The sequence below is a fragment of the Streptomyces liliiviolaceus genome (genome assembly GCF_018070025.1).
Taxonomy (GTDB): Bacteria; Actinomycetota; Actinomycetes; order Streptomycetales; family Streptomycetaceae; genus Streptomyces; species Streptomyces liliiviolaceus.
The window spans coordinates 530015-556218 of record NZ_JAGPYQ010000002.1 but is presented as its reverse complement, the minus strand read 5'-3'; the positions used below and the strand labels follow the sequence as shown (position 1 = coordinate 556218).

The 26204-nt window shown below is 72.5% G+C and carries 16 protein-coding genes; 6 read left to right on the top strand and 10 right to left on the bottom strand.

All coding sequences use genetic code 11. The annotated features are described in order from the left end of the window. The first annotated feature begins 10 nt into the window (after positions 1–10). Positions 11–799, top strand: coding sequence for an oxidoreductase (locus J8N05_RS37775; protein WP_210891255.1), 789 nt, complete (start codon positions 11–13; stop codon positions 797–799). Here the strand turns inward: J8N05_RS37775 and J8N05_RS37770 are convergent. Then, positions 786–1376 carry a helix-turn-helix transcriptional regulator gene (locus J8N05_RS37770; protein ID WP_210891253.1) on the bottom strand — a complete coding sequence of 197 codons (591 nt, stop codon included), beginning with the start codon at positions 1374–1376 and terminating at the stop codon, positions 786–788. The genes J8N05_RS37775 and J8N05_RS37770 overlap by 14 nt on opposite strands. A gap of 183 nt (positions 1377–1559) precedes the next feature. Here J8N05_RS37770 and J8N05_RS37765 point away from each other — a divergent pair, with 183 nt between their 5' ends. Next, positions 1560–4382 (top strand): AfsR/SARP family transcriptional regulator, encoded by a 2823-nt coding sequence (locus tag J8N05_RS37765; protein ID WP_247706853.1) that lies wholly within the window; start codon positions 1560–1562, stop codon positions 4380–4382. 186 nt (positions 4383–4568) lie between these two features. Continuing rightward, positions 4569–5390: an alpha/beta fold hydrolase gene (locus tag J8N05_RS37760; protein WP_210891249.1), complete on the top strand. Its 822-nt coding sequence runs from the start codon at positions 4569–4571 to the stop codon at positions 5388–5390. 72 nt (positions 5391–5462) lie between these two features. On the opposite strand, the gene J8N05_RS37755 is transcribed toward J8N05_RS37760, so the two are convergent. From J8N05_RS37755 to J8N05_RS37735, 5 genes are all read right to left on the bottom strand, one after another. Continuing rightward, the gene (locus tag J8N05_RS37755) at positions 5463–8429 is read right to left on the bottom strand and encodes an AfsR/SARP family transcriptional regulator (protein WP_210891247.1); all 2967 of its coding nucleotides are present in this window, start codon (positions 8427–8429) and stop codon (positions 5463–5465) included. 18 nt (positions 8430–8447) lie between these two features. Beyond that, positions 8448–11237, bottom strand: a complete 2790-nt coding sequence (locus J8N05_RS37750; RefSeq protein WP_210891245.1) for an ATP-binding protein — start codon at positions 11235–11237, stop codon at positions 8448–8450. 39 nt (positions 11238–11276) lie between these two features. Next, positions 11277–12122, bottom strand: a complete 846-nt coding sequence (locus J8N05_RS37745; RefSeq protein ID WP_210891243.1) for an AfsR/SARP family transcriptional regulator — start codon at positions 12120–12122, stop codon at positions 11277–11279. A 64-nt stretch (positions 12123–12186) separates the two neighbouring features. Next, a complete protein-coding gene (locus tag J8N05_RS37740) occupies positions 12187–14958 on the bottom strand; it encodes an ATP-binding protein (protein ID WP_210891241.1) in 2772 nt (923 codons plus the stop codon). 52 nt (positions 14959–15010) lie between these two features. Then, positions 15011–15715 carry a hypothetical protein gene (locus J8N05_RS37735; RefSeq protein ID WP_247706852.1) on the bottom strand — a complete coding sequence of 235 codons (705 nt, stop codon included), beginning with the start codon at positions 15713–15715 and terminating at the stop codon, positions 15011–15013. Positions 15716–15833: 118 nt separating this feature from the next. Between J8N05_RS37735 and J8N05_RS37730 the strand changes: the two genes are divergently transcribed. Both J8N05_RS37730 and J8N05_RS37725 read left to right on the top strand, forming a co-directional pair. Further along, positions 15834–16115 carry a hypothetical protein gene (locus tag J8N05_RS37730; protein ID WP_210891238.1) on the top strand — a complete coding sequence of 94 codons (282 nt, stop codon included), beginning with the start codon at positions 15834–15836 and terminating at the stop codon, positions 16113–16115. Continuing rightward, positions 16112–16720, top strand: a complete 609-nt coding sequence (locus J8N05_RS37725) for a hypothetical protein (protein ID WP_210891236.1) — start codon at positions 16112–16114, stop codon at positions 16718–16720. Before J8N05_RS37730 ends, J8N05_RS37725 begins: the two co-directional genes overlap by 4 nt. 60 nt (positions 16721–16780) lie before the next feature. Here J8N05_RS37725 and J8N05_RS37720 read toward each other — a convergent pair whose 3' ends face one another. The 3 genes from J8N05_RS37720 to J8N05_RS37710 all read right to left on the bottom strand — a co-directional run bounded on the left by J8N05_RS37720 (position 16781) and on the right by J8N05_RS37710 (position 23578). Further along, positions 16781–21142 (bottom strand): FtsK/SpoIIIE domain-containing protein, encoded by a 4362-nt coding sequence (locus J8N05_RS37720; RefSeq protein ID WP_247706851.1) that lies wholly within the window; start codon positions 21140–21142, stop codon positions 16781–16783. Positions 21143–21302: 160 nt separating this feature from the next. Continuing rightward, positions 21303–21596, bottom strand: a complete 294-nt coding sequence (locus J8N05_RS37715) for a WXG100 family type VII secretion target (RefSeq protein WP_210891234.1) — start codon at positions 21594–21596, stop codon at positions 21303–21305. A 116-nt stretch (positions 21597–21712) separates the two neighbouring features. Beyond that, the gene (locus tag J8N05_RS37710; protein ID WP_210891233.1) at positions 21713–23578 is read right to left on the bottom strand and encodes a hypothetical protein; all 1866 of its coding nucleotides are present in this window, start codon (positions 23576–23578) and stop codon (positions 21713–21715) included. Positions 23579–23802: 224 nt separating this feature from the next. On the opposite strand from J8N05_RS37710, the gene J8N05_RS37705 reads away from it, so the two are divergent. Further along, positions 23803–25260: a hypothetical protein gene (locus tag J8N05_RS37705; RefSeq protein ID WP_210891232.1), complete on the top strand. Its 1458-nt coding sequence runs from the start codon at positions 23803–23805 to the stop codon at positions 25258–25260. A 77-nt stretch (positions 25261–25337) separates the two neighbouring features. Here the strand turns inward: J8N05_RS37705 and J8N05_RS37700 are convergent, their stop codons facing one another. Beyond that, complete coding sequence (locus J8N05_RS37700; RefSeq protein ID WP_210891231.1) at positions 25338–25883, bottom strand: sigma-70 family RNA polymerase sigma factor; 546 nt, start codon at positions 25881–25883, stop codon at positions 25338–25340. Between the last annotated feature and the right edge of the window lie 321 nt (positions 25884–26204).

The window sequence follows — 26204 nt, the reverse complement described above, 5'->3', positions numbered from 1 at the left end:
AAGGTCCGCGATGGAACTGAATCTGCAAGGCAAGAGCGCCGTGGTGACCGGCGCGGGCAAGGGCATCGGACTCGCCGTGACCCGGGCCCTGGTGGCCGAGGGCGTACGCGTCACGGCCGGGGCCCGCCACACGTCCGGACCGCTGTCCGAGCTGCGCGACACCGGGAACGTCCACGTCGTCGAAGCGGACCTGGCGACCCCCGAAGGGCCGACCGTCCTGGTGGAGGGGGCGGTGTCCGTGTACGGGCCGCCGGACATCCTGGTGAACAACGTGGGCGCGGTCCGCCCGCGTACCGGCGGCTTCTCGTCCGTCACCGACCAGGACTGGACGACCACACTGGAGATCAATCTCCTGTCGGCCGTGCGGGCCACACGGGCGGTGCTGCCGCTGATGCTGGAACGCGGCTCGGGAACGATCGTGACGGTCGCGTCGGTGAACTCCAGGCTGCCCGACCCGCTCGTCATCGACTACAGCGCGGCCAAGGCGGCGCTCCTCAGCTTCAGCAAGTCCCTGTCGAAGGAACTGGGACCCCGCGGGATCCGCGTCAACACGGTGAGTCCGGGGCCGGTGGCCACGGACCTGTGGCTGGGCGAGGCGGGGGTGGCCGCCGTCCTGGGGCAGGCCGGCGGGCTGGACGCGGAGACCGTGGCGGCTCAGGCCGCCAAGGACGCCGTCACCGGACGCTTCACGCGCCCGGAGGAGGTGGCGGACCTGGTCCTGCTGCTCGCTTCGGACCGGGGCGGCAATGTCACCGGCTCCGACTTCGTCATCGACGGCGGAATGATCAGCACGGTGTGACCGGCAGGGGCGGTGGCGTGTGGAACGCCGCCGCCACCAGACGGGCCAGCTCCACCCGCGAATGGATCTGGAACTTCTGGAAGACGTGCCGCAGGTGATAGTCCACGGTGTGGTGCGACACGGACAGCAGGGCGGCGGTCTGCCGGTTGGTCAGACCACCGGCGACGTACTCGGCCACCAGCCGCTGCGACTCCGTCAGTTCGGCCCACCGCAGGCTCCGTACCCCGTCCGGCCCCGCGAGGCGCGCCGGACGGGCGGGAGCGGGCACGGTCAGCCGGACGACCGCTCCCACCAGGGCCCGTCCGGTCCAGATGCCCTCGCAGAACCGCGGCCGCGCCCCGGACTCCAGGGCCGGCACCGGCCGCGGCGGTGCCGTGTCCGCGATCGGGGACACCGCCTCATGACGGGCCCACTCCCACAGCAGCGGACGGTCGGCGACCCGGGTCAGGGCCGCCGCCGGACCGTTCACCAGCAACGTGCTCCCGCTGACGACCACCACGGGGCCGTCGGTCGTTCGACTCGCCCCGCGGAAGCGCTCGTGCAGCAGCCGGGGATCGTCGACGGTCGTCAGGTGCATGTGTCTCCAAAGGCTCTGCCGGGGGCACCGGCACCGGCGAAGTCCGGTCCGACGGCTGGCCGTTCGCCGTTCGACCGCTGCCGGTTCGCACGCTACGCAGGGCGTGGTGAGCGATCCGTGACCAGAAGGTGACCGGCCCGACCAGACCCGCGTCGGGACCTCGTACACTTCGAACTTGTGCGTGTGACGGTTCTCGGTCCGCTCAGGGCCTGGCGGGACGGGGAGGAGCTGGAACTCGGCCCGCCCAAGAGGAAGGCGCTGCTGGCACTCCTGCTGACACAGGCCGGCCAGCCCGTTCCGACCTCCGAGATCGTCGAGTTCCTGTGGGGCGAGAGCGCCCCCGACAGCGCGGTCAACGTCGTACACAGGCACGTCGGGACCCTGCGCAGGGCGCTGGGCCCGATCCTGGTGCGGGCGTCCGGCGGATACCGGCTCCACCTCGACCCCGACCAGCTGGACCTCCTGCGGTTCCGCGCGCTGCGCGCCGACGCGGAAGAGAGCCGACGGGCGGGCGACGACATCGCGGCCCTGCGGCACCTGCTGGCGGCCCTCGGTCTCTGGCACGGGCCGGTCGCCGACGGGCTGCCGGCGTCGATGCGCGCCCACCCGCTGTTCGCGCGGGTCGAACGCGAGTACCCGGACGCCGTCAAGGAAGCCGTCGACACCGCCGTGGCAGCCGGTGACGTCCACCTGGAACGCGTACTCATGCCGCTGCGGCAGGCGGCCCAGGCGCATCCGCTGGACGAGGCGCTGCAGGCACGGCTCGTCACCGTGCTGGCCCGTACCGGGCACGTGCTGGAGGCACGGCGCAGCTACGAGGAGGTCAGCGGACGGCTGGACGAGGAACTCGGACTGGAGCCCGGCCCGGAACTGGCGGAAGCGGGAGAGCGACTGCACACGCCCGCGACCGGTCCGGGCGCCACGGGTGCACCGGCCGTACCGTCCGGCCCCACCCCGACCGCGGCGCCCGCCGCGAGCGACGGCATCGTCCGTACGAGACCCGCGCAACTCCCCCCGGACCTGGGCGTGTTCAGCGGCCGGCACACGGAGATGGCCCTCGCGCGGAGCCTGCTGCCCGCGGACGGCCTGCCGGGGCGGCCCGTCGTCATCAGCGCCATCGGGGGCATGGCCGGAGTGGGCAAGACCACGCTGGCCGTCCACTGGGCCCACGAGGTCGCCCCGCGCTACCCCGACGGGCAGCTCTACGCCGACCTGCGCGGCTTCGACCCCGGCGGCGCGACGCCCGGCCCCGCCCAGATCCTGCGCACCTTCCTCGACGCGCTGGGAGTGGCGTCGGAACACATACCGCCGAGCGTCGACGCCCAGGCGTCCCTGTACCGGAGTCTCCTGGTCGGCAGACGGGTCCTGATCGTTCTCGACAACGCCAAGGACACCGAGCAGGTCAGGCCGCTGCTGCCGGGCACGGGCGACTGCCTCGCCATCGTCACCAGCCGCAACCTCCTGTCCGGGCTGGTGGCCGAAGGCGCACATCCCATCGCCCTCGACGTACTGGACGACGTCGCCTCCCAGGCCCTGCTGACCCGTCGCCTCGGTGCGGAACGGCTCGCCGCACAGCCGGACGCGGTCAAGGACATCATCCACTCGTGCGCCGGCCTGCCGCTCGCCCTGGCGATCGTCAGCGCCCGTATGTCCATGAACCCGCACGGCGATCTCGGTGTCCTCGCGTCCGAGCTGACGGAGGAGGACGACCGCCTCGCCACGCTGTCGGCCGGTGATCCGTCCACCGATCTCGAAACGGTCTTCTCCTGGTCCTACCAGGCGCTCTCCCCGCTGGCCGCCCTGCTCTTCCGCCGGCTGGCCCTGCATCCCGGACCCGAGGTGTCGCCCGAAGCGGCGTCCAGCCTGCTCGGTCTGCCCCGGCACGAGGTACGCCCCGCGCTGTCCGAACTGACCAGGGCACACCTGCTCACCGAACGCTTCACCGGCCGGTTCCTGTGCCACGACCTCCTGCGCGCCTACGCGGGCGACCTGCTCCGCACCCACGAGTCCCAGCGGGATCAGGTCCTGGCCCTGCGCCGGCTGCTCGACCACCTGCTGCACAGCGCGCACCACGCGGGCGCCGTACTCGCACCGCAGGGAGAACGGCCGGCCCTCGCCGCGCCCGTCGACGGCGCCGTCGTGGCCGGGTTCCACAGCCGTGAACAGGCCGCGGACTGGCTGGAGACGGAGCGTGCCGTCATCCTCGCCGCGGTCGCCCACGAACCCGCCCGCACGGACACGGCCTCGCGGCGCTGGCAGTTGGCCGCGACCGTGGAACTGCACCTCGACCGGCTGGGCCGCTGGCAGGAACAACTCGCCCTCCAGTCGGCGGCGCTCGACGCCGCGGAACGTTCCGCGGACCCGGCCGGCCGCGCCCACGCCCACCGCGCCCTGGGGTTCGTCCACGGCCGCCTCGGCGACGCCGGGGCGGCCACCGCGCACCTGACCGCCGCCCTGGACCTGTTCCGGGCGGTCGCCGACCCGGCCGGCGAGGCAAGGACGCGGCGTTATCTGGCCTTCCAGGCGAACAAGGCCGGCCGGCACGAGGACGCGCTCGCCCACTACGGTCTCGCCCGCACCCTGTACGCGCAGGCGGACACGAGCGGCCGCATCGGTCAGGCCCAGGTGCACAACGAGGTCGGCTGGACCCACATCCTGCGGGGCGACCACGCGCGGGCCCTGGTGGAATGCCAGCAGGCGATCGACCTCCACCGGGAACTCGGCAACCCGAACGGTGAGGCCGCCGCCTGGGACAGCCTCGGCTACGCCCACCATCATCTGGCGGCCCACGAGCGGGCCGTCGACTGCTATCGCCATGCCCTGACGCTCTACCGCGGTCTGCACGACGCCTACCTCGAAGCCGACACCCTGGTCCACATCGGCGACAGCCAGGAGGCCGCGGGAGAGCGCACCGAGGCCGGTGTGTCCTGGCGGCAGGCCCTGCGGATCCTCGAACACCTGGGACACCCGGACGCGGAGGCGGTGCGGGAACGCCTGGCCCGCTGACGACCACGCGGGCGGCGGCACCGCAGGCCGCCGACGGATCGCCGCGGCGGTCCTGCCGTACGTCCGCACCTTTCGGTCACCTCGCCCCGGCTACCTTGTCCGCGCTGCCGAGCCGGCTCCCCCCGGCACCGCACCGCGCCGGCACACCTGGCAGCACCTCGACGGCATCCGGAGGGACATCAGGTCATGCCCACGTTCACCACATCGGACTGTGTCGACATCCACTACAAGGACTGGGGCAGCGGACAGCCCGTCGTCTTCAGCCACGGCTGGCCGCTGAACGCGGACGCCTGGGACGGGCAGTTGCTCCTGGTCGCCGGCAGCGGCTTCCGGGGCATCGCCCACGACCGGCGCGGGCACGGCCGCTCCGGCCAGCCCTGGGGCGGCAACCACATGGACCGTCACGCCGACGACCTCGCCGAACTCCTGGAGACCCTCGACCTGCGCGACGTCATCCTGGTGGGACACTCCACCGGCGGCGGTGAGGTCGCGCGCTACATCGGCCGCCACGGCACGGACCGGGTGGCCAAGGCGGTCCTCCTCGGAGCGGTCCCGCCGTTGCTGCTCCGGACGGACGCCAACCCCGGCGGACTTCCCCTTGCGACCTTCGACCGTATCCGCGCGGGTGTGCGGGCCGACCGGTCCCAGTTCTACTGGGAGCTGAGCGAGAGCTTCTACGGATTCAACCGCCCCGGCGCGAGCGGGTCCGAGGGCGTTCGCCGCGCCTTCTGGCTGTGGAGCATGCAGACCGGACTGAAAGCGGCCCACGACGGCGTCGGGCAGTTCTCCGAGACCGACTTCCACGCCGACCTGGCCGCGTTCACGTTCCCGACGCTCGTGGCGCACGGCGGCGACGACCAGATCGTGCCCGTGCACCTGTCGGCGGAGCGCACCGCGGGACTCCTGCCCGACGCCGTTCTCAAGGTGTACCCCGGTGCGCCGCACGGGTTGGTGGGCGCGTACCGGGAAGCCTTCGAGGCGGATTTGCTGGCCTTCATCAGGGACTGACACACATCCGTCGGTGTTGTTCCCGGCCCTGTCGGCCCTGTCGGCCCTGTCGGCCCCGTCGGTTCCGTCGGTCTAGGAGGCGTTCACGGTGGCGGAGAGCTTCTCCTGGATCTCGGCCGCCCAGTCGGGATCGATCGGTGTGAGGATCTCGACCGCCTGACGCCATCGCGCGCGGGCGTCCTCGACGGCGCCCGCCAGAGCGAGCGTGTCGCCGAGACGGCTGAGGCTGCCGGCCTCGTTGTAGCGGTCCCCGCCCGCCCGCAGGAGGCGGACCGCGCGTTCGTAACAGCGCACGGCCCGGCGGAGGTTGCCGAGATGATGATGGGCGAACGCCAGGGTGTCCCAGGTGTTCCCGTGCCCCGAGCCGCCGCCCGCGGCCATCCGGCGGTAGAGCAGCAGCGACCGCACGGCGCTCGCGACCGCGTCGTCGTAGGCTCCCAGCGACGCCTGGTACCAGGCGAGCGCGTTGAGCGAGTCGGCCTGCGCACTGAGGTGACCGGCGGCGCGGTAGAGGTCGAGCGCACGCCGGGTGTGCTCGATCGCCAGGACGTCACGTTCGGTACGCGTCATCAGCCAGCCGAGCTGCCGCAGGCAGTGTGCCTGCCCCGTACGGTCGCCGAGCGCCTCGAACAGCACGAGGGCCTGGGACAGATGTTCCTCGGCCGACTCGTAGCGGCGCAGCAGGGAGTGCGCGCGGCCCAGTCCCGCGTGCGCGTGGGCCACGCCGAGCGGTTCGCCCGACTGCTGTGCGGCGGCCAGCGCGGTCAGTTGGAGGTCCGCCCAGTCGTGCCAGTGGCCCACCCGCTCGTACATGGAGTCCAGCAGCCGGGCGAGCCGCCAGGCGTCGTGCGGCCGGCCGTCCTGGACGGCCTGGCGCACGACCGCCGTCAGCGTGAGGCGTTCCTCCTGGAACCACCGCACCGCGGCGTCCACGCCGGCCGGCCCGGCCGTCGCGGGCGGCCCGATCCCGGCGGGGACGGTGACGAGATGGGCCGGGTCCAGCAGCCGCAGAGCAGCGTGGGCCGTCTGCACGTAGTGCCGGAACAGCCGGTCGTGCGCCGCGTCCCTGGCGTCGGCGGTGTCGTACGAGTCGGCAGCCTCCCGTCCGTAGGCGCGCAGGAGGTCGTGCAGGCGGTGGCGGCCCCCCGCCTCCTCGGCGACGAGATGCGCCCGTACGAGTTCGGCCAGCGACGGGCGGGTCCGGCGGAGGGTGAGCCCGTCCAGCGCGGCGGCGGAACGCACGTCGAACGTCGCTCCCGGATGCAGCGACAGCAGGCGGAACAGGCGGGCCGTGTCGTCGGAGAGCGTGCGGTAGGACCAGCCGAACACGGCCCGTATGTCGGTGGCCCGGTCCGCGCCTTCGAAGGCGTCGAGGCTGCCCTTGGCCTCCAGGAGTTGTCCGGCCATGGCGCCGAGCGGCAGGCGGGGGTTCATCAGGGCCCGTGCCGTGATGACGGAGAGGGCCAGCGGGAGCCGGCCGCACAAGGAGATGATCGTCTCCGCCGCCTCGGGCTCGGCGTCGACCCGGCCGGCACCGAGCCGCCGTACGAGACTCTCCCGGGCGCTCTCGGTGGACATCACGTCCAGTGCCAGCGGGTGCGCGCCGTGCGCCGCCACCAGACTGCTCAGCTGGTTGCGGCTCGTGATGAGGACCAGGCACCCCGCGGATCCGGGGAGGAGGGGTCGGACCTGTTCCGCGTCGCGGGCGTTGTCGAGCAGGACCAGCATGCGCCGGTCCGCGAGGAAGCTCCGGTAGAGCGCGGCCTGGGCGTCGAGCCCGTCGGGGATCTGCTGCGGGGAGACACCCAGGTTCTCCAGGAAGCCGCGGATCGCCTCGGCGGGAGTCATGGCCGATCCGTTGAGATCGAAGCCACGCAGATCGACGTAGAGCTGCCCGTCGGGATAGCGGTCGGCCACGCGGTGCGCCAAATGGATGGCGAGGGTGGTCTTTCCGACGCCGGCCATGCCGCCGATGGCGCTGATGATCATCGTGGGGGATGCGGGAGGGGTGCGTTCGCCGGCCGTCAGCTGCCGCAACAGGCTGTCGACTTCGGCTTCCCGGCCGACGAAGTCCGCCGGGGCGGCGGGCAGTTGGGCGGGGCGGGGAAGAAGGAAGCCGGGTCTTCGCTGCAGCGGCTGATCGAGTGGCTGATCGGGCTGCCGATCGAGCAGTTGGTCGGGCTGTTGATCGTCCCGCTGCTCGGACTCGGCCCGCGTTCGAGCAGGCGACGCGGCCATGGCCAGCACCTGTCGCTGCGCTTCACCCAGCACGGGGGAGGGCTCGACCCCCAGTTCTGTCCGGAGGCGGTCGCGCAGCCGGTGGAAGACATCGAGGGCTTCGGCCTGCCGACCGGACGCGGACAGGGCGAGCATCAGCCTGGCGTGCAGGTTCTCGTCGAGCCGGTGCTGGTCCGCCAACGTCTGCAGCGAGCCGAGGACCGGACCGGCCCCGCCGTGCCGCAGGGCGAGGTCGGCCGCCTCCACGGCGACCGTCAGCCGCTCGTTGTCGAGTTGGGTGAACAGCGGATGGCCCCGCACCTCGGCGCTGACACCGGCCGCCACGGGGCCCCGCCACAGGGCGAGAGCCTCGACGTACAGGCGTACCGCCCGGTCGATACGCCCCTCGTCACGGGCCTCACGTGCGCGCGCGTAGAGCGCGCGGAAGCGCAGGAGATCGAGGGAGTCCTCGTCCACGTCGATCCGGTAACCGCCGCCGCCTCCCGTCAGCCACCGCCCGGAGGCCATACGGGGGAGATCCGGCTGGATCATCCGTCGCAGCGATCCGGCGTAACGGCGGATGACGTTCGTCGCGCTGGCCGGTTCGGTGCCGCCCCACAGCAGGCCGATCAGCTGGGACAGTGACATCGTCCGGCCCGCGCCCGCCAGCAGGACGGCGAGCAGGGCCTGTTGCTGCGGAGGCCCGGCGTGCAGTTCGGTGCCGTCCCGCCACACCCGCAGCGTGCCGAGTACGGCGAAGCGCACCTCGGGCGGGGGCGGCGGAACGGCCGGGGTGTCGTCCTCGTCCATGGTCTCGTCCATGGTCCGGAAATCGTTCACTCAGTCGGCCGACCGCAGCAGGTGTCCCAGGGCGGTGCGAGAGGTGACGCCCAGCTTCGGGAAGACGCGGTGCAGATGGTTGCTGACCGTCCGGTGGGACAGATGGAGCTTCTCGCCGATCTCCCGGTTGGTGAGCCCCTCGGCCGCCATCATGGCGATCTGCAGCTCCTGCGGGTTCAGCAACTCGTGCGCCCTGGGGACCCGTTCCGATCCGGCCTCTCCGGAGGCGCGCAGTTCCCGGCGGGCACGCTCACCGAAAGCGACGGCGCCCAGCGCGTCGAACGCGTCGCGGGCGGCCCGCAGGGGGCCGCGGGCCTGGGTGTCGCGGCGCCTGCGGCGCAGCCATTCGCCGTAGGCGAGCTGCGTGCGCGCGCGGGCGAAGGGCCAGCGCGTCAGATCGGCGGCCAGTGCCTCCAGGAAACAGCGCTCGGCGTCCTCGTCCTCGTGGGCCAGCACGGCCCGTGCGAAGCGCACACCCACGTGCAGTGCGGTCGAAGGGGTCTTGCGGGCGATGGCCTCCGTCCGGCGGACGAGGTCGCGGATCTCCTCGGTGCGATGGGCCCGCTGTGCGACGTCGACGAGATCGATCAACGCGTAGTGCCGCAGCGTCGGATGGTACGCGGCGGCAGCCGGATCCTGTAGCTGCCGCAGGTGCGTCAGCGCCTCGTCGAACGACCCGCGGGCCGACGCCACCTGGGCGAGAGCCATGTGGGCGGTGGCCAGAACGGGCCGGGCGCGCAGACTGCCGCCGAGGTCCATCGACTCCTGGGCCAGTCGCTCGGCGTCGTCCAGCTCCCCTCGCAACGCCGCGATCAGTGCCTTCGTGCAGCGTGCCGTTCCTTGCAGCAGGGTCTGGCCGGTCTCCTGGCTCAGCCGGTCGGCCTCCGCTGCCGACGGAACGGCCACGGCCAGGTCGCACAGCAGAGCGGCGCTCCATCCCCGCGCGGCGAGTGCGCCGACCAGCTGGAACGTCCGCCCCTGGGCCCGCAGTCCGGACAGGGAGGCGGCGGAGAAGCCCGCGGCCAGGTCGAACGCGCCGACCAGGACAGCCGCCGTACCGAGGAACCGGTCGGCGGTGGCGTCGCCGCCGGGATGGGCCGCCCAGTGCCTCAGCCGGGCGATGACACGGGCTCCCTGTGCCATCGGCGCCGTGTAGGCCAGGACGGCGAGGACCTGCGGCTCGTTGTCGAAGGGCAGGCGCAGGGCGAGGTCGGCCACGTAGCGGGCGGCGTCCTCGCCGCTCTCCAGCCAGAAGTTGCGCCGGGCCGCCGTCCACAGGATCCGCAGCGCGAGCCCGGTGTCGCCGCCGGAGGCCACCTCTTCGGCCAGGGCCGCCAGGGCGAAGGCATCGGCGTCGGCGTGCACGTTCTCCTGGAAGCGGGCGGACGTCCAGGTGACCCGGGCCTGCTGCTGGGCGGTCAGCGGGTCCGCGGCCGCCCGGTTCAGCAGGCGTACCACCTCGTCGTGCCGTCCCGACTCCACGGCGATGTCGGCGGCGTGCAGCAGCAGTTCGGTCCGGTGTTCCGGCCGGCCCGCCAGCCGTGCGGCGTGTTCCAGCGCGCCGACGGCCGCCATGACACCGCCGGGCCGTTCGAGCCGGCGGTTCGCCTCCTCCAGGGCGGCGGCCACGGCATCGGCCGGTGGCGGCTGCGGGGCCGCCGGCTGCCGGATCCGACGTCCGGTCCGTTGGTCCAGTACTTCCGCGAGCGCCGCGCGCACCGCTTGGTGGCGGCGTGTGCTGGTCCCGGAGAGGACGGCGGCGCGGCTGAGCGGGTGGCGGAAGCGCAGTTCGTCGCCGGACAGGGCGACGAGGTGGGCGTCGACGGCGGGTGCCAGGTCCTCGGCGCGGGCCGGCTCTCCGTCGACCAGCCGTGCGACGTCGAGGATCTCCGTCAGCGGGCTGCCGTCGTTGACGGCGGCGATCACCAGGAGGGTTCTCGTACGGGAGGGCAGCGCCGCGACTCTTGCGCGGAAAGCTTTCTCCAGCCGGGTGGACAGCGGCTGCCAGGCCGTGGTCACCGCGGTCGTAGCGCCGCTCTGCCGGGCGGCGGACGTCAGCTCCGTGAGAGCGAGGGGATTGCCTCCGGCTTCCGCCAGTACCCGTTCCCGCAGGCCGGGAGAGAGGCCCGGGGCCCGGGCGTCGACGACGTCGGCGGCGTGGGCCGCGCCGAGCGGCCCCAGCGTCAGGGTGGGCAGACCGGCGTTGTTCAGCGGCGAGTCGAGGCCTTCCCGGAGAGCGGCGAGCAGCGCGACCGGTTCCGAGGTGAGCCTGCGCGCCACGAAGGCCAGCGCGGTGGCGCTCGCCGCGTCCAGCAGGTGCAGGTCCTCCACGACGAGCAGGACGGGGCGCCGGGCGGCTGCCTCCGCCAGGAGGCCGAGGGCCGCCAGGGCCACCGGGAACGGATCGGCGGTGTCCTCGTCGTCCTTGTCCTCGGCGCCGAAGGCCCCGGTGTCGAAGGCTCCGGTGTCGAAAGCCCGGGCGAGGGCCGCCCGTTGAGCGGGCGGCAGCGCGGCGTCGTGGGAGCGTACGGGGGCCAGCAGACGGCTCAGTCCGGCGAAGGGCAGATGGGCGTCCCGCTCGGTGGGGACGGTCGTCGGAACGTGGCGCTCGACGGTCGTCAGAACACGGACGTCCTCGGGGGCGAGCCCGGTGAGCAGGTGCTCCAGCAGTGCGGTCTTGCCGATCCCGGGTTCCCCCGCGATCAGGAGCGCCCCACCGCTGCCCGCGCGTGCACGGTCGACGACAGCCGTGACGGTGGCGAGCTCGGGACCCCGTCCGATGAGTGCCACTCTGCTCGATTCTCGAACTGATGATCTTTTTTGAGCAGTCTACGTCGTGACCGACGGGCGCTCCAGCGTCCGCAGTCCGTCCTGGACGCGTTCCCGCGCGAGGACGACCGGGGCGCCGGCTCCGGCGGACGGCGCTACGGCGTCCCGGAGCGCGGAACGCAACTGAGGGCCCGGACCGATGCCCAGGTCGTCGCGCAGTCGCGTCGAGACGTCGTTGTACACGGCGACCGCCTCCGCCCGGTTCCCGGTGGCCGACAAAGCCGTCATCAACTTGGCCTGCAACGATTCATCCAGCGGGTGGTGGTCGGCGACCCGGTACAGCTCGTCCACCAGCAGGGCGCCGCAGCCGCCCCGCAGTGCCGCGTCGGCCGCGTCCTTGGCGGTCGCCAGCCGTTCCCGGTCGAGCGCGCCGAAGACGGGGTGGCCCCTGATCTCGGCCGGTATGTCCGCCGCCGCGGGCCCGCGCCACAGCCGCAGCCCGTGGACGTACGTCTCGACGCCCCGCCGGTGATCCCCCTCACGGCAGTGCTCGCGGGCCCGGGTCCTCAGCCGCCGGAACGTCACCAGGTCCAGGCGGCCGTCCGGCAGGGCCAGCCGGTAGGTTCCGGCCTGCCCCAGCAGCCACTGCCCGGCCGCCAGGGACGGCAGTTCCGGTTCGAGGACCCTGCGCAGCTCACCGACGTACCGCCGGATCAGATTGACCGCGCTCGGCGGCGGCGCTTCGCCCCAGAGCACGTCCACCACCTCGTGCAGGGCGGTCGCCTCACCCGCGCGCGCGAGCAGCAGCGCCAGCAGGGACCGCTGCCGCGGTGGCCCCGCGGCCAGGGCCACGCCGTCACGTCGTACCTGCAACGCTCCCAGTACTCCGAAGCTCATCTGTCCCATGGGAAATACGCTAGGGCCGGGCGGGTGTCCGTCGCGTACGTCAGATGACGCTCACTTCTGACGGTCATCTTGAAGCGTCGTGGTATTCCGCTCTCCGCTCGGGAAATACGGAAGCCAGTGCGGCCCGTGACGAGATACCCAGTTTCGGGAAAACGCGGTGCAGATGCGTGCTCACGGTGCGGGGGGAGAGATACAGCCGTTCTGCGATCTCCCGATTGGTGAGTCCCTCGGCCGCCATTCGCGCGACCTGCGACTCCTGCCGCGTCAGACGGTCTCGGGCGGCCGGTTCGCGGCGTCTGCTGAATTCCCCGGAGGCCAGGAGTTCCTGTCGGGCCCGGTTCGCCCACGGAACGGTTCCCAGCGCGTCGAACGCGTCCTCGGCGGCGCGCAGTTGCTCGCGGGAGTCCATGGCCCGCCGCTGACGCCGCAGCCACTGCCCGTAGGCCAGTTGCAGGCGCGCGCGGTCGAAGGCCCAGGTGCGGGGGGCGTCGTCCAGCGCCGCGCGGAAGAGCCCCTCGGCGTCCGTGTCGTCCGCCAGTGCCGCGCGGGCGTAGGCCAGGCCGCGGCGCATCCCCGGGGACGACGTACGGGAGGCGGCCCGCGCCATCTCGTCGACCACAGAACGCGCCGAGTCCCGCTCCCCGCAATGTACGGCGGCATCCGTCAGCTCGATCAGCGCGTAGCAGCGCAGGGCGGTCTGGTGAGCCGGGTCCCCGGGGTCGTGCATCCGCCGAAGATGCCCGTACGCCTCGTGGAAACGGCCCGCCCCCATCGCGGCCAGTCCGCGCGCCAGTTGCACGGTCGCGAGCACGGGCCGCGCCGCGACCGGCAGGGCGATGCGCTCCGCCTCTCCCGCGAGTTCGAGAGCGCGTTCGGGCAGGCCCCGCAGCGCCGCGACACGGGCCTCGGTCGCGAGACCCAGTGCGTGGAGATAGGTCTGGCCGGTGTCCCGGGCCAGCCGTGTCGCCTCCTCGGCGACCGGAACGGTCGACGTGAGCTGCGCCGACTGGGCCCCGCTCCACGCCTGCACCCCCCACGCCCTGGCGGCGAGTCCCAGACGTCCCTCCGCCCGCAGCCCCGGTGCCGACGTCCTGGACAGCGTCCGCGCCAGAGCGAACTCACCGACCATGAGGGCCGCACCGCCGAGGAGACGTTCCGCCCGGGGATCGGCCGCGGCCTGCGCCGCGGCACGCCTCAGACCGCTCACCACCCGTGTGCCGCAGTCGATGGGCTGGGCGTGGGCGATGATCGAGAGCAGCGACGGATCCGTGTCGGACAAGGGCAGTTCGTCGGCGAGCGCGACGATGCCGTGCCGTGCGGCCGGCCCCGGTTCGGACCAGAAGCAGCGCTGCGCGGCACTGGCCAGGATGCTCACGGCGAGATCGACCTGGCCTTCCGCGAGAACCGTCCGGGCCAGCCGTGTCAGAGCGGCGGCCCCTTCGGAGACGTCCCGCATCCCGTCCTCCGGGCTGCCCTTGATCCACTGCAGGCGGGCACGTTGGCCGGGCGCCGTGGCCCAGGGCTCCGCGGCCTCCAGCAGCCGGGCTACGAGGTGGTGTCGGCCGGCGTCGACGGCCTGGGCCGCGGCCCTCAGGAGCCGTTCGCCCCCTCGCGCGGTGTCGCCGCTCAGTCTGGCCGCCTGCTCCAGGGCCTTGACCGACGCGTCGGCGTCACCGCGGCGACGGGCCCGGTGGGCGGCCTCGTCGAGACGTACGGCCAGGTGCTCGTCGGGCCGGGTCGTCGCCGCGGCCTCGTGCCAGGTCTGCCGGTCGGAGCCCGCCGGGACGCAGTGGGCCAGCGCGGCATGCACGGCCCGGCGCCGGTCCGCGGGCGTGCTCTGACGGATCGCCGACGGCATCAGCGGATGACGGAAACGGACGGTGCCGTCGCCGGCTTCCAGCAGGCCCGCGGCGATCGCCGGTGCCAGGTCGGACGCCACGACCCGCTCCGGACCCTGGAGCGAGGCCGCGCGCAGGATCTCGGGGAGGGAGGAGCGGTCGTCGCACGCGGCCACCACCAGCAGCCGACGGGTCGAGCAGGGAAGTGTGTGCAGACGGCCGGTGAAGGCGTCCTGGAGACGCCGGGACATGGGGGTCCAGGGGCCTGCGGCCGGGCCGGCGGGCCCCGGGCCCGCCGCGGTGGCGGCCAGCTCCGTCAGCGCGAGGGGGTGGCCCGCTGCTTCCCTCAGCAGCACCGCCCGGGTCGAGGAGGGCAGCTCCGGGGCCCGGACGTCGACCAGGGTGGCGGAGGCCTCGGCGGAGAGGGGACCCACCGCCAGCTCGGGTACGCCGGTCTTGGCCAGCGGTGAGGGACAGCCGTCGCGCAGTGCCGCCAGGAGCAGGACAGGCTCGGACTCCAGCCGTCGGGCGAGGAGGGCGAAGACCTCCGCGCTGGCGCGGTCGAACCGGTGGACGTCGTCGATCACCAGCAGCACGGGGGAGTGAGAGGCGGCGCGGGCCAGCAGATCGAGGGCGGAAAGAGCAACCGGGAAAGGGTCGTTGGGGACGGTGGAGCCCCGCACCCCGAGCGCACCCTCCAGGACATCGCGCCGTGCTGCGGGCAACCGTGCGACGAAAGAGCGGACCGGATAGACCAGTTGATGCAGACCGGCAAAAGGAAGAAGCGCCTCCGATTCCACGCCGACCGCCCCAAGGACACGTACACCGTTTTCCGAGGCGTGCGAAGCGGCCCATTCCAGCAGGGCGGTCTTGCCGATTCCGGGTTCGCCGCGCAGGAGAACCGCTCCGCCGCCGTTCCGGAGTGCCCCGATCTTTTCGTGGAGACAGCCGGTCTCTTTCTCGCGGCCGAACAGATCATGGGGATGTGAAGCCACCATCCGGGCACCTCCAGAGAATGGGCGCAGAAAACAAATTCCGCAGAATCTCCGTTTACGGCGACACGGATTTCTGCCCCGTCGGACCGACCGCGAACCAGGTCCCGCCGACGCCCTGACCGTTCGCGTCCCCCGCCTTGCCGTCGCCCGAGTAGCGGTAGACGGGCCAGCCGCCGACCGTCAGCTGCACCGATCCGTCGTCCCGTCGGATCGCGCCCACCTGCTTCTCCTCCACTCCGGCCAGATAGACGCTGCCGCCCTCCACGATCGTCACGGGCGGCCAGGTGACGGCACACTCGCCGGCGCACGTCGACGTGGACGGTTCGGCGGAGTCCTTGTCGAACCGGTACAGGGTCGCCTGGTTGATGTTGATCAGATGGGTGCCGAGCGCGGGCGACCGCACCGCGGCCAGTTGCACCCACTTCGGCGGCGCCTCCTGGACCACCTTGCCGGTGACCGTGCCGCCCGTCCCCTTGAGACCGTTGTCCGCGGCAGCGCTGTCCACGACCTGCAAGCCGGTGTTGCCGGCGGCCGGGGGGTTCGAGGACTGCTGACCGGCGGCCGGGGGGTTCGACGACTGCTGACCGGCCGGAGGTGCCGAGGACTCCTGCCGGGACGGGGCGGCCGCGGAAGCGTCCGAGGAGTTGCCCACCGAGACGGTCTTGCCGCAGCCGGTGGCCAGCGACAGTCCGCACAGGACGAGAGTGGTGAGTGCGGCCCGGGTGAACGGGCCGTGTGTCGAGGTGCTGTTGAGAATCACATCGCCATCACGAGACGGACGGCCGAAAGGTTCACTACATCCGTGCCGAACGTTCGGGGGCTCCACATCGTGTTCCCGGCGAGGCAGAGCATGCGACCCGATCAGCGGCAGGACTGTGATGGCTGACATTTTCATACCCGGCACGGAACTCGACGAGGTCCGTCGGTCCCTCGGCATCGTCATGGACAACATCGACACCGGCAACGCCGGCATCGACTTCGAGCGCGCGCTGGGCTACCCGCTCGTCGACGCGGCGCGCAACTTCGAGAACCGGTGGGGCGACGGCCGTACCCAGGTCCGCCGGGAGGCGAAGGGCATCAGGGACGCCGCCGAGGACATCAACGACCAGTTCACCCGGACGGACAACGACGCCGCCGCGAACCTCGGAGCACCCCGATGAACGCCCCTGACCGCTTCGTCCTCCAGGTACCCGAGTCCTGGCCGGACGCGGACCTCAGCGGGGAGTCACTGGCCGGGCTGCGCGCCGCCGCGCTGGCGCGCACGGACGACCCCCGGCAGAAGGCGGCCGTCAACGACATGTTCCGGCAGGGCCGCGAACTGGTGCGCGCCGCACGGAAACACGGCGCGCTCTACGGAGCCGGCACGGTCACCCTCTTCGACGAGGGCGTGTTCATGGCCAACGTCATGGTCTTCGCCGTGAGTGCCCCCGCGGGCCGGGAGCTGAACCTGGCCACCCTGTCCGCCCAGTTGGGCGGACAGGCCGCCAAGGGGAGGGCGCTGTCGAACCGGGTCGTCACCTCGGTCGAGATCCCCGAGGTGGGGACGGCGGCACGGGTGACAGCGGTGGAGGAGGTGTCCCTGACCGCCGACGTCAAGACGAAGGTCCTCACCATGCACACGGTGATCCCGGTGCCCACCGCGCCCAGGAACTACCTGTTGGTGTCCTGCAGCAGCCCCAACCTGCCCCTCAAGGCGGATGTGTACGACCTCTTCGACGCCATCACCCACACGTTCCGCTATGTGAGCGCCACGGAGGGCGTATGAGCAGGGGGCGGAGGCCGACCGGCCTCCGCCCCCTCCTCGCGACGCCGCACTCCGTCCGCGTCAGTCCTCGGGACGTGCGGCCGGAACCTGTACCGCGGTCAGAGTGCCGTCCCCGAGGTGGAGCAGCCCGCGTCCCGGCTGCGGAGCACCGCCGACGAGCCCCCGGGTGAGCCGGACGCCCACGACATCGCCGTCGCCCAGACTCTGCGGGGAGAGCAGCATGCCGGACCTGTTCCGCTTCACCTGCCCCACCCAGCCGGCGAGACTCAGGGACAGGGATTCGGCGTTGCCCGCCACCACGAGCCCCCAGCCGGCCCCCGCTCCGCCACGCGCCAGCAGCGCCAGATCGGGGTCGATCTCCGCTCCCATGAACAGTTCGGCGTCGTCCACCAGGATCACCGCGGTCTCCTGAGGGACACTTCCGAGCGTCTCGCGGAACACGGCGGTCGACACGTCCGCCTCGGTGAGAACGGCGACGACACCCGGCCGCCCCGCCAGCTCACGCAACGGTGACCTGCGCGGAGCGAGCACGATGACACCGCCGCCGGCCGCCAGGACGGAACACGCCACGCTCAGCAGAGCGGTGCTGCGGCCGGTGCGCGGCGGGCCGGCGACGGCGAACGTGGGCACGTCCGCCAGATCGGGCCCCAGCGAGACGAGGGTGTCCCCGCCGACCGCGACCAGCGGACGCAGCGGACCTCCCGCGGTGTGCAGCGCCGCCGCGTCGGCGTACGAGATGCGATCGGGCAGTACGTCCAGCCGCGGCGGGCGCCGGGTGTCGGGAACCTCCGCCTCCCGCAGCGCCAGCGAAGCGCCCAGCTCCGTGAGCACCTGGGCCTGCGCGGTGCCGGCCAGGTCCGTCGACAGCACGGCGATCTGCGCCTCGCTCAGATCCTGGGCCCGCAGCGCCCTGCCCGGCGCCGGATCCGTGGGCGCCGACCGGGACGGAATGCCCACCGTGCCGTAGTCCGAGCGGTCGTTGAGCCGCAGGACGAGCTTGTCCTCGGTCGTCCCGGCGAAACGGCCGCTGCCCAGCACCCGGTCACCGGCCGGCACCACATGGATGCCGGCGCCCGCTCCGTCCCTGAGGAGCTTGAGCATGCGCTCCAGGAAGCTGCCGTTGTCGAACGTGGCGAACTCGCGCTCGAAGACCTCGAACCGGTCCACCAGCACCACGATGTGCGGCAGCCGTTCGTCCGCGGACGCTATGCTCCGCAACTCGGCGAGGTCGGCGGTCCCGCGCGCCCCCAACAGCGTCTGACGCGAGGTGAGTTCGGCGACGAGCCGGTCGAGCAGGCGGTTGAGCCGCTCGGTCTGCTTGCGGTCCACCACGGCGCCACAGTGCGGCAGCGCGGTCAACGCGTTCAGCGCGCCGTTGCCGCAGTCGATGCCGTACAGGTGCACGTCCTCCACCCCGTGCGCCTGGGCCAGCGCCGCCGACAGCGTACGCAGCGCCTGCGAGCGACCGCTGCGGGCGGAGCCGACGATGTGCAGGTGGCCCGCCCGGTCGAGGTCGAACACCAGCGGCGTACGGCTCTGTTCGGCCGGCAGGTCCACCAGACCGTAGGCGACGGCGGGCAGCGACGCCTCGCGGTCGGCGACCGGCTTGGGGGACTGCGCGGGTGTCCAGGCGAGGACGTCCGGTAGCGCGGGCAGCCAGGGGCTGGGCTGCCGTGCCACCTCCGCGAGACGGGCCGCCGCGGCGATGGCCGAGGTCAGCGTGGAGAGATCCGTGACGGCGGAGACGTTCCCGGCGGCGGAGCCGGAGGAGCCGGCGGTACGGATCACCGGCCCGCCCAGCTCCTGCCAGCTCAGCGTGCGGGCCCGCACCGGTACCTCGGTGTCCGCCACCGCTGCCGCCGCGGGACTCCGGCCGCCCACCCGGGCCGCCTGGAACGGCAGCAGCGCCGAGGGACCCAGCCGGGCATAGGCGCGCCCGGGCGTCGCGGAGGAGATCTCACCCGCCTCGGGGGCGTCGATGATGTCCCGGCTCTCCCCGGTGTCCGTGGTGCGCAGCGCGATCCGCAGATTGGTGTTGGCCCGGATGTCGGCGGTGACGGCACCGCTGGGCCGCTGCGTGGCCAGGATCAGATGGATGCCCAGGGACCGTCCCCGCTGGGCGATGTTGACCAGCCCCGAGATGAAGTCGGGGAGTTCGCGCGCCATGGAGGCGAACTCGTCGATCACGAGCAGCAGTCGCGGCAGGGGCGGCAGCACGTCCCCGCCCCTGGCCCGCTTGTCGAGGTAGTCCTCGATGTCCTTCGCCGCCGCCTCCGACAGGATCGCCTCCCGGCGGCGCAGCTCCGCCCCCAGCGACACCAGCGCCCGTTCGACCAGGTGGGTGTCCAGGTCGGTCACCATGCCGACGGTGTGGGGCAGCTCCGCGCACTCGGCGAACGCGCTGCCGCCCTTGTAGTCCACGAGGACGAACGTCATCTCGTCGGGCCGGTTGACGACGGCGAGCGTGGCGATGAGGGTCTGCAGCAGCTCCGACTTGCCCGAACCGGTGGTGCCCGCCACCAGACCGTGCGGGCCGTCCCGCACCAGGTCCACGGCGAAGTCGCCGTCGTATCCGGTGCCCATGACCGCACGGGTGCTGCGTCCCGACAGCGCCCAGCCGGCGACCACGGCCTCCGCCGTCGGCGGTTCGAGGCCGAGCAGATCGAGCAGCCGGACGGCGCCCGGAAGCACGCTCTCGTCCGAGTCGCCCACACCCCGCAACGGCGCCAGGACCCGCCCCAGCCGGTCGTACCAGCCGGGATCGGGAACGTCGGTACGTACGCCCTCCAGTGCCGCGCCCCCGCCGGTGCGCACCCGGGAACCGGCATCGGTCCCGGTGGGCAGCACCACGACGGCTCCGCACTCCTCGGGCAGCAGACGCTCCTCCCGATCCATGCAGATCGTGTGCACCCCGACCGACGGGCCGTCGCGCAGGAGAGCGACCACGCCCGGCAGGGAGCGGGCCCGGCGGGCCTGATCCAGGATCACCAGGATGTCGGGCTGTCCCGCCACCCCGCCCCGCTGCAGTTCGGGCCCGGCGGCGAGACGGGACGCGACGATCTGGCCGAGCTCGCCGATGCGCCGGGCCAGCGAGTCGGCGGTGGATCCCACCAGCACGTACGTGTCCTCGGACTGCGGTCGGCAGTGCGGCAGCCAGCGTGTCCAGGCCCAGTCGCGCTCGGCGTCGGGGCCGGCCAGCACGACGATCCGCAGATCCGCCGGGCTGTGCAGGCTCGCGGCCTGGGCCGCCAGCCAGCCGGCGAGCCCGCCGGCGCCCGGACCGGCGATGCCCGCCACTCCGGCACGTCTCAGGGGCACGGTGACCGGCACCTGGTTGAGGCCGGGCACCGTCGTGCGGCGGTGTTCGTCCTGTGTCGGATCCTCCACGCTCACGGAGGAGGGGATGTCGGCGGTACCCACGCGCAGGGTGAGGAAGTCCGTGTCCTGCCAACGCCGTTCCCACAGCCGTTCCGAGGGCTGGGAGGCCATCTGGAGCAGTGCGGCCGGATCCGGGTGCGCCGCCCTGAGGCTGCGCTGTTCCTCCCGTACGGCGTCCTCGATGTCCGAACGCAGTCGGTCCATCGTGCGCCGGTGTTCCGCGAACTGCTCCTGGTACTTGAGCATCGCCTGCTTGCGGCCGCCGAACTGGGTGACCAGGGCGGCGATCGGTGACAGCAGCGCCAGGAAGACGAAGGTCCAGCGCCCCGTGACGAAGATGGCGATGACCGCGCTTCCCGCGGGCAGCAGCAGGATCGGCAGCAGGGGGATCGGGCGCTTGTCGGGTTTGACGGGTGGTGAGGGCAGGCGGAAACGGGGGTTGCCGAGCGTGGGCAGGAAGCGGGGAGGCCGGTTGAACTCCAGCCCGAGCCCGTCGTCGGACGGGGTCAGCGGCGCCTTGGCCGATGTCCTCGAACTCAGTTCCAGAAGGACGTCCCCGACGGCCAGTTGGCTGCCGGCCAGCCAGGCCGCCTCGTCGCTCAGCGGTCGGCCGTCCAGCTGTGCGGCGTCACCGGGGGACACGAACGCGGTGCCGTCCACCCGGACCTGGACCCGGGCGGCGAAGGCGGGCACCGAGGAAGCCAGCCGGATACGGCAGTTCGGCGCGCTGCCGAGGTCGTACTCGCCCGGCGTCAGACGGAAGACGGTGCCTGCCCCCGGCCCCGAGACCAGGCGCAGTTCCGTCATGCCCTCGGGCTCGGGCGCCCAGGGAAGGGGCGCGCCGAGACCGAGGTCCATGCCGTCGCGTATCCCCGCGGCCTGCAGGGTCAGGTCCGGGTCGACCGGTTCGGCCCCCACGTAGAGGGTGGGGCCGGTGTCCCGCTCTCCGCCGACACCGTCCTGCTCGACCGCACGGGCGAGTTCCGCCGCGAGCCGGCCCGTCCGGGCGGAGGGTTCGGTGTCGACGACGACAGGGATGGACACCCCCTCGTCCTGGGGGTCACGGACGCTGACGTTAAATCGCACGGTGATCGATGTCCTTCCACATGGGGGTGACGACGGGGCGACGGGGAGCCGGGGGTGCGAACCGGATTACAGGGTTACGGGCTTACTGGGGCAGGGAGTTGCTGGGTCGCGCCAGACGTCAGCCGAGGTTGGAACCGAGCTGCTCGTCGGTCTGCGAGAAGGCGTCGCCGACGGCCTTGACGTACTGGCTGATCCCCTGCAGTCCCTGGTTCACCTGCTCGAAGCCCTTGGCGAACTCGTCGAAGAAGGGCTGGAACTTCTGCTGTGCGGCAGGAGTGCTGTAGCCCTGGGACAGCAGCTGGGTGATCTTGCCGCGCACCTCGGTCAGCTTGTCCTGCAGCGAGGAGAAGTCGTTGAGGAGGGAGGCCGAGGCGGCAGCGGTCTCGTCCGAGTTGACGGCGAAGTTGGGCATGGGAGTGCTCCTTGCGTGTGGGTGGGAAAACCGCCCAGGGAGTGGGCGGAAACTTTTGGTCGTGCGTCCTGCGTCTGCGTCGTGCGTCCTGTGCCTTGCGCCCCGTGCCCGGTGGCTCAGGCGTCGGACGGTTCCGGCCGGTCGGTGACGGGCGAGTCCGTGACGGGGGAGGAGGGCGCGGTGGTGAATCCGTCGTCGGTCGGGGAGGGGGGAGGGGTGGTGAACCTGTCCGTGGTCGGCGAGGAGGGCGCGGTGGTGAACCCGTCCGTGGTCGGCGAGGAGGGCGCCGTGACGAACCCGTCCTTGGTCGGCGACGAAGGAGCGGTGGCGAACCCGTCCGGAGAAGCGGGCCGGTCGGTCGGGAGACCACCGTCGCTCACCGAGGGCCGCGGGCTCGGCGGCGGGGACGGCGGGAGCGGTGAGGCCGGCGGGGGCGGAGGGGCCGCCGGGGGCGGTGAGGACGGCACGGACGGTCCGGGCTCGGACGGAGTCCTTCCACCTAGGAGCCGGTCCGCTCGCGCCTCCAGCCCTCTGTGGGCCGCAGGGCCGGGCGACTTCGGAACGAGATTGGCCGCTTCGCCCGCCAAAGCCTCGTTCAACGGCGTCCCCTCACCGACCGCCACGCCCACCTTCGCGGCCGATTCGGCACCGGCCGGGACGAGTTCCGCGGCCTGGTCCTTGAGTCCGGCCTTGAAGCGCTCTCCGAGCGAAAGCTTGGGAGCAGGCCCGGCCGGGGCGGCAGGCACGGTGTCCAGGGGACGGGGAGTCGTTCGCGGAGTCACGGGCGGGACCGCCACCGGGGGAGTGGCCGGAGGAGTGGCAGGGGGTGCAGCCGAGGGAGCGTCCGGCGCCGTCGCGCCGGGAGCCGGCCGGCCACCCCGGTTCCGTAGCGCGCCGCCTCCCCGGATGAGGCCCCCGAGCCCCGCACTCGCCGCGGCGCCGGCCAGGACGTTGCCCGCGGTGATCTTGTCGCGGTTGGCAGCCTTGACCACGACCTCGGTGACAACCCCCACCGCGAACTTCCCGACGACCTCCCCTCCGATCCGTACCGTGGCGCTGCCCAGCAGGGCCCCGCCGACGCGCGTCGCGGCGAAGGCTTCCTTGAACCGCGTGAACGAGCCGCCGGCCCGGGTGACGAGGCCGCCGAGCTGCTTGCTCAGCGCCGGTGCCACCCGGGTCAGCGCGGCGCCCCCCACCTTGAACACGGCGGCGCCCGGTATCAGGGCGACGAGCCCGATGAGGAGGTCGCCGAGCTTGAGAGCGCCGGTCTGCCCCGCGACGATCTGATTGAAGATGAACGTCCCGAGCCCCAGCAGGAACCCGACCACGGGGAAGAAGATCGACGTCACCGCGATGACGATGGACAGCAGGATCTGGACGAACGGGAAGTCCTGGAAGAAGTCGGCGACCTTCTTGAAGAAGTCACGCTCCGGGATGGCCGCGCCGGCGGCTTCGTCAAGTGTGTCCTCGGCCCTGGACGAAGCCGCCTGGCGCAGAGCACGGGCGTCTTCGGCGAGTCGTTTCGCCGAGTTGAGCTCGTCCTGGGCGGCGGCCACCCGGTCCCGCTGCTGTGTCGCGGCCGTCCGCTGCTCCGGGGTGGGGTCCGTGGGCAGCTCCGGGAGCACGCGGTTCGCGGTGTTCGCGACCGCCTGCGCCTCGTTCATCGCCCGGTCGACCATCGCCTGGCTCTCCGTCAACGCGGCGGCGTAGGTCTTGTACGCCTCGGCCGCGGTGAGGAAGGACTTCTGGGTCCTGCGCATCTTGCCGGGCAGGTCCTGGAGTTTGTTCTGCAGCGCGGTCATGGCGTCGCCGGTGCCCTTCTCCACCGCGCCGCCCTCGCTCAGATGCCGGGCCGCGACCTCGGCCTTCTCGCCGATGTCGCGATAGCGGCCCGCCAAGCGGCCTATCTCGTCGGGATCCCCGGGCGTCGGGTCCTCGGACATACCGAGTACCTCGAAGCCGGAAACGTGCTGTCGTGCCACGGCATCTCCCGGGGATTCGGCTGCTGGTCGGCAGGTACACGAGACAGCCGCCCGAGTGGTTCACCCCTGCACCGGTCCTTCGCCGTGGGTACGGAGCCGGATGCGAACCTTTCCCGCGGCGGTCCCGTGTACCCCGTGACATGCGCCCGTGCCCGGCCGCCGTCATCCCACGACGGCCGCGCACGGCGTGGACACGTACACCGGGAGACACGGATGGATCGATCATGATGGGCTCGGCGGACAGGAACGGACCGGGCCGACCACGGGGTGTGCGGCGGGCACTGTTCACCCATGGCGCGGCGGCGTTCACGCACGGCATGTCGGCACTGCTGATCGTTCTCGCCCTCGTCACGGCCTTGTCCTCGGCGGTGACGACGGACCGGGCGGCCGCCGCGGACGGCGACACCGTCAAGGTGTTCGTCGTCCGGACCGCCGGTGCCGACACCCTGGAGTCGATTGCCGCCCGCACTCTCGGCAGTTCCTCCAGGGCAGGGGAGATCTTCGACCTCAACCGCGGTCTGTCCCAGCCCGACGGAGGAGCACTGATCACACAGGGCGACGCGCTCCGCGTCGGCTGGATTCTCAGGCTTCCCGAGGACGCCACCGGACCGGACGTGCAGGTGGCACAGGAGACCGGGGTCGGTCCGGAGACCGTCCCACCCGCCACCCCACCGCAGGGGGCGGCCCCCGGCGACACGGGAGGACAGCCTGACTCCGCCACCGTCGTCGTGCCGTTGCCTGCTCTCCTGGCCGTCGTCGGCGCGGTGTTGCTGGCACTGGTCACCGCGGCCATCCTCGCCAGGAAGCGGGTACGGAGCACCTGGCGGGCGTTCCTGCGTCAGCTGCGCAGGCTGGGCGAACCCGCTCGCCGTCGCCGCCGTCTGCGTCACCGTGTGGCGCTCTCCGCCAGGTTCTCCGGCGACGCCGATCCGGTCCGGCGGGCCTATGCCGTGCTGCGGGAGTTCGCCGGTTCGGGCAGCCGCCCGGAGACGGCCGTGCACGCGGTGCGGGTGGACGCCGCCGGGGCGACGGTGTGGGTCGAAGCATCAGCCGGGGTCCCCGCGTCCTGGCAGCGGCTCGACGCGGCCCGCTGGCGCCGCCAGGCGGCTGCCGACTGGCTCGGCCGGGGCACCGACGCGACGACGACAGCCGGTACGCCTTCCCCCGACGGTTCGGCCTGCCTGGTGCGAGTCGGCATCGACCAGGAAGGGGCTCCTCTGCTGGTGGACCTCAGCCGACTGGACGGTGTTCTGAGCGTCACCGGGGACGCCGGGGTCGGCCGGGCCGTCGTGAGCGGTCTGCTGGCGGAACTCGCCCGCAGCCGTCCGGAGATCCCGGTGACCTTGCGGCAGGGAGCGGAAGGGGGAGCGGGATTCGCTTTGCCCGCCGGTCTGCGGGAGCCGACCGAGGCGGACGGACACCGTTCCTCCCGTGACGTGCGTGGTGCGGGCACGGTCCGCGCGGGTGCGGTGCGGCGCCCTGTACGTGGAGTCGTGGTGGTCGCGGGTACCCCCACCCGGCACGAGATCGCGGAACTCGTCGAACTGTGCGGCCCGGGAGGCGCCGGGTGGACGGGCCTGGTGTGCGGAGACCTGCCCGACGCCCGCTGGCGCTGGCACGCCGAAGCCGAGGGAACGGTGGAACTCCCGCTCCTCGGAGTGAAGGTCACCGCTCCTGCGTGACCCGTCCCGCCGCTTACCGGAGGGACGCCCCCCCCCCGCGGACGGGGGCTGTCCCACCCGGCGCCGTCAGGGCCGCCCTACGCGGGGCCGTCGGCGGGGAACCGCTGTCTGAGCCGGGTGAGGGCGTAGTGCTGACGGGACTTCACGGTGCCCGCCGGAACTCCCATCAACTGGGCGGTCTCCCGGACCGTACGCCCGCAGAGGTAGGTGTGGAACAGCACCTCCCGGTGTTCCAGGGGCAGTCGGCGCATCAGGGCGGTGGTCTCGATCGAGGCCACCACGGCGTCGGCGTGATCGCGCTGTGCGATGTCCGTGTCCTCGGCGCCGACCAGTTCATGGCGCGAGGCCGCGCTGCGCAGCCGGTCGATGATGAGGTTGCGGGTCACGGTGATGAGCCAGCCGCGTACGGAACCGGAGCGGTACATGAGCCGGTCGATGTGGTGCCATGCCCTGATGAGGACTTCCTGGACGACGTCCTCGGCGGCATGGCGGTCGCCGAGGAGCTTCTCCGCGTAGGCGAGTACCGCAGGACGGTGTTCGGCCAGCAAGGCCTGCACGTGGTGTTGTCGCACCTCGTCGAGCCGGGGGGAGAGCGGGGCGGGGGACGGGGCAGAGGGCGTCATGGGGCGCATCCTGAGGGGGAGGTTCGCCCGTGCGGTCCGTGCGCGGTCCACGGATCAGGGCAAAGAGGCCGGTGCGTACCGCCTCACCTGTGGGATCGCTCCGTCGGTGTGCGGCAGCTGGAGCCTAGGAAGACACGGGTGACCAACCAGTGCCGAGAAGGTGGATGCCTCCCCCGTCCGGTGTTCACCGGTTGCCCGGCCCGCGGTTCTGCCGGGATCGGAGTCCTCTGCCAGGCCCCTCGCCCCGGCGCTGTCTGCCCGGTACACGACACAGTGCGCGACAACGTTCATCCACATCGGCCGGTTCGGCATGCGCTTTCG

Coding starts and splice junctions, on each gene's coding strand:
- J8N05_RS37760 (WP_210891249.1), top strand. CDS start 4,569: ATGCCCACGTTCACCACATCGGACTGTGTCGACATCCACTACAAGGAC.
- J8N05_RS37775 (WP_210891255.1), top strand. CDS start 11: ATGGAACTGAATCTGCAAGGCAAGAGCGCCGTGGTGACCGGCGCGGGC.
- J8N05_RS37770 (WP_210891253.1), bottom strand. CDS start 1,376: ATGCACCTGACGACCGTCGACGATCCCCGGCTGCTGCACGAGCGCTTC.
- J8N05_RS37705 (WP_210891232.1), top strand. CDS start 23,803: ATGATGGGCTCGGCGGACAGGAACGGACCGGGCCGACCACGGGGTGTG.
- J8N05_RS37715 (WP_210891234.1), bottom strand. CDS start 21,596: ATGCCCAACTTCGCCGTCAACTCGGACGAGACCGCTGCCGCCTCGGCC.
- J8N05_RS37730 (WP_210891238.1), top strand. CDS start 15,834: ATGGCTGACATTTTCATACCCGGCACGGAACTCGACGAGGTCCGTCGG.
- J8N05_RS37725 (WP_210891236.1), top strand. CDS start 16,112: ATGAACGCCCCTGACCGCTTCGTCCTCCAGGTACCCGAGTCCTGGCCG.
- J8N05_RS37700 (WP_210891231.1), bottom strand. CDS start 25,883: ATGACGCCCTCTGCCCCGTCCCCCGCCCCGCTCTCCCCCCGGCTCGAC.
- J8N05_RS37755 (WP_210891247.1), bottom strand. CDS start 8,429: ATGGACGAGACCATGGACGAGGACGACACCCCGGCCGTTCCGCCGCCC.
- J8N05_RS37745 (WP_210891243.1), bottom strand. CDS start 12,122: ATGGGACAGATGAGCTTCGGAGTACTGGGAGCGTTGCAGGTACGACGT.
- J8N05_RS37740 (WP_210891241.1), bottom strand. CDS start 14,958: ATGGTGGCTTCACATCCCCATGATCTGTTCGGCCGCGAGAAAGAGACC.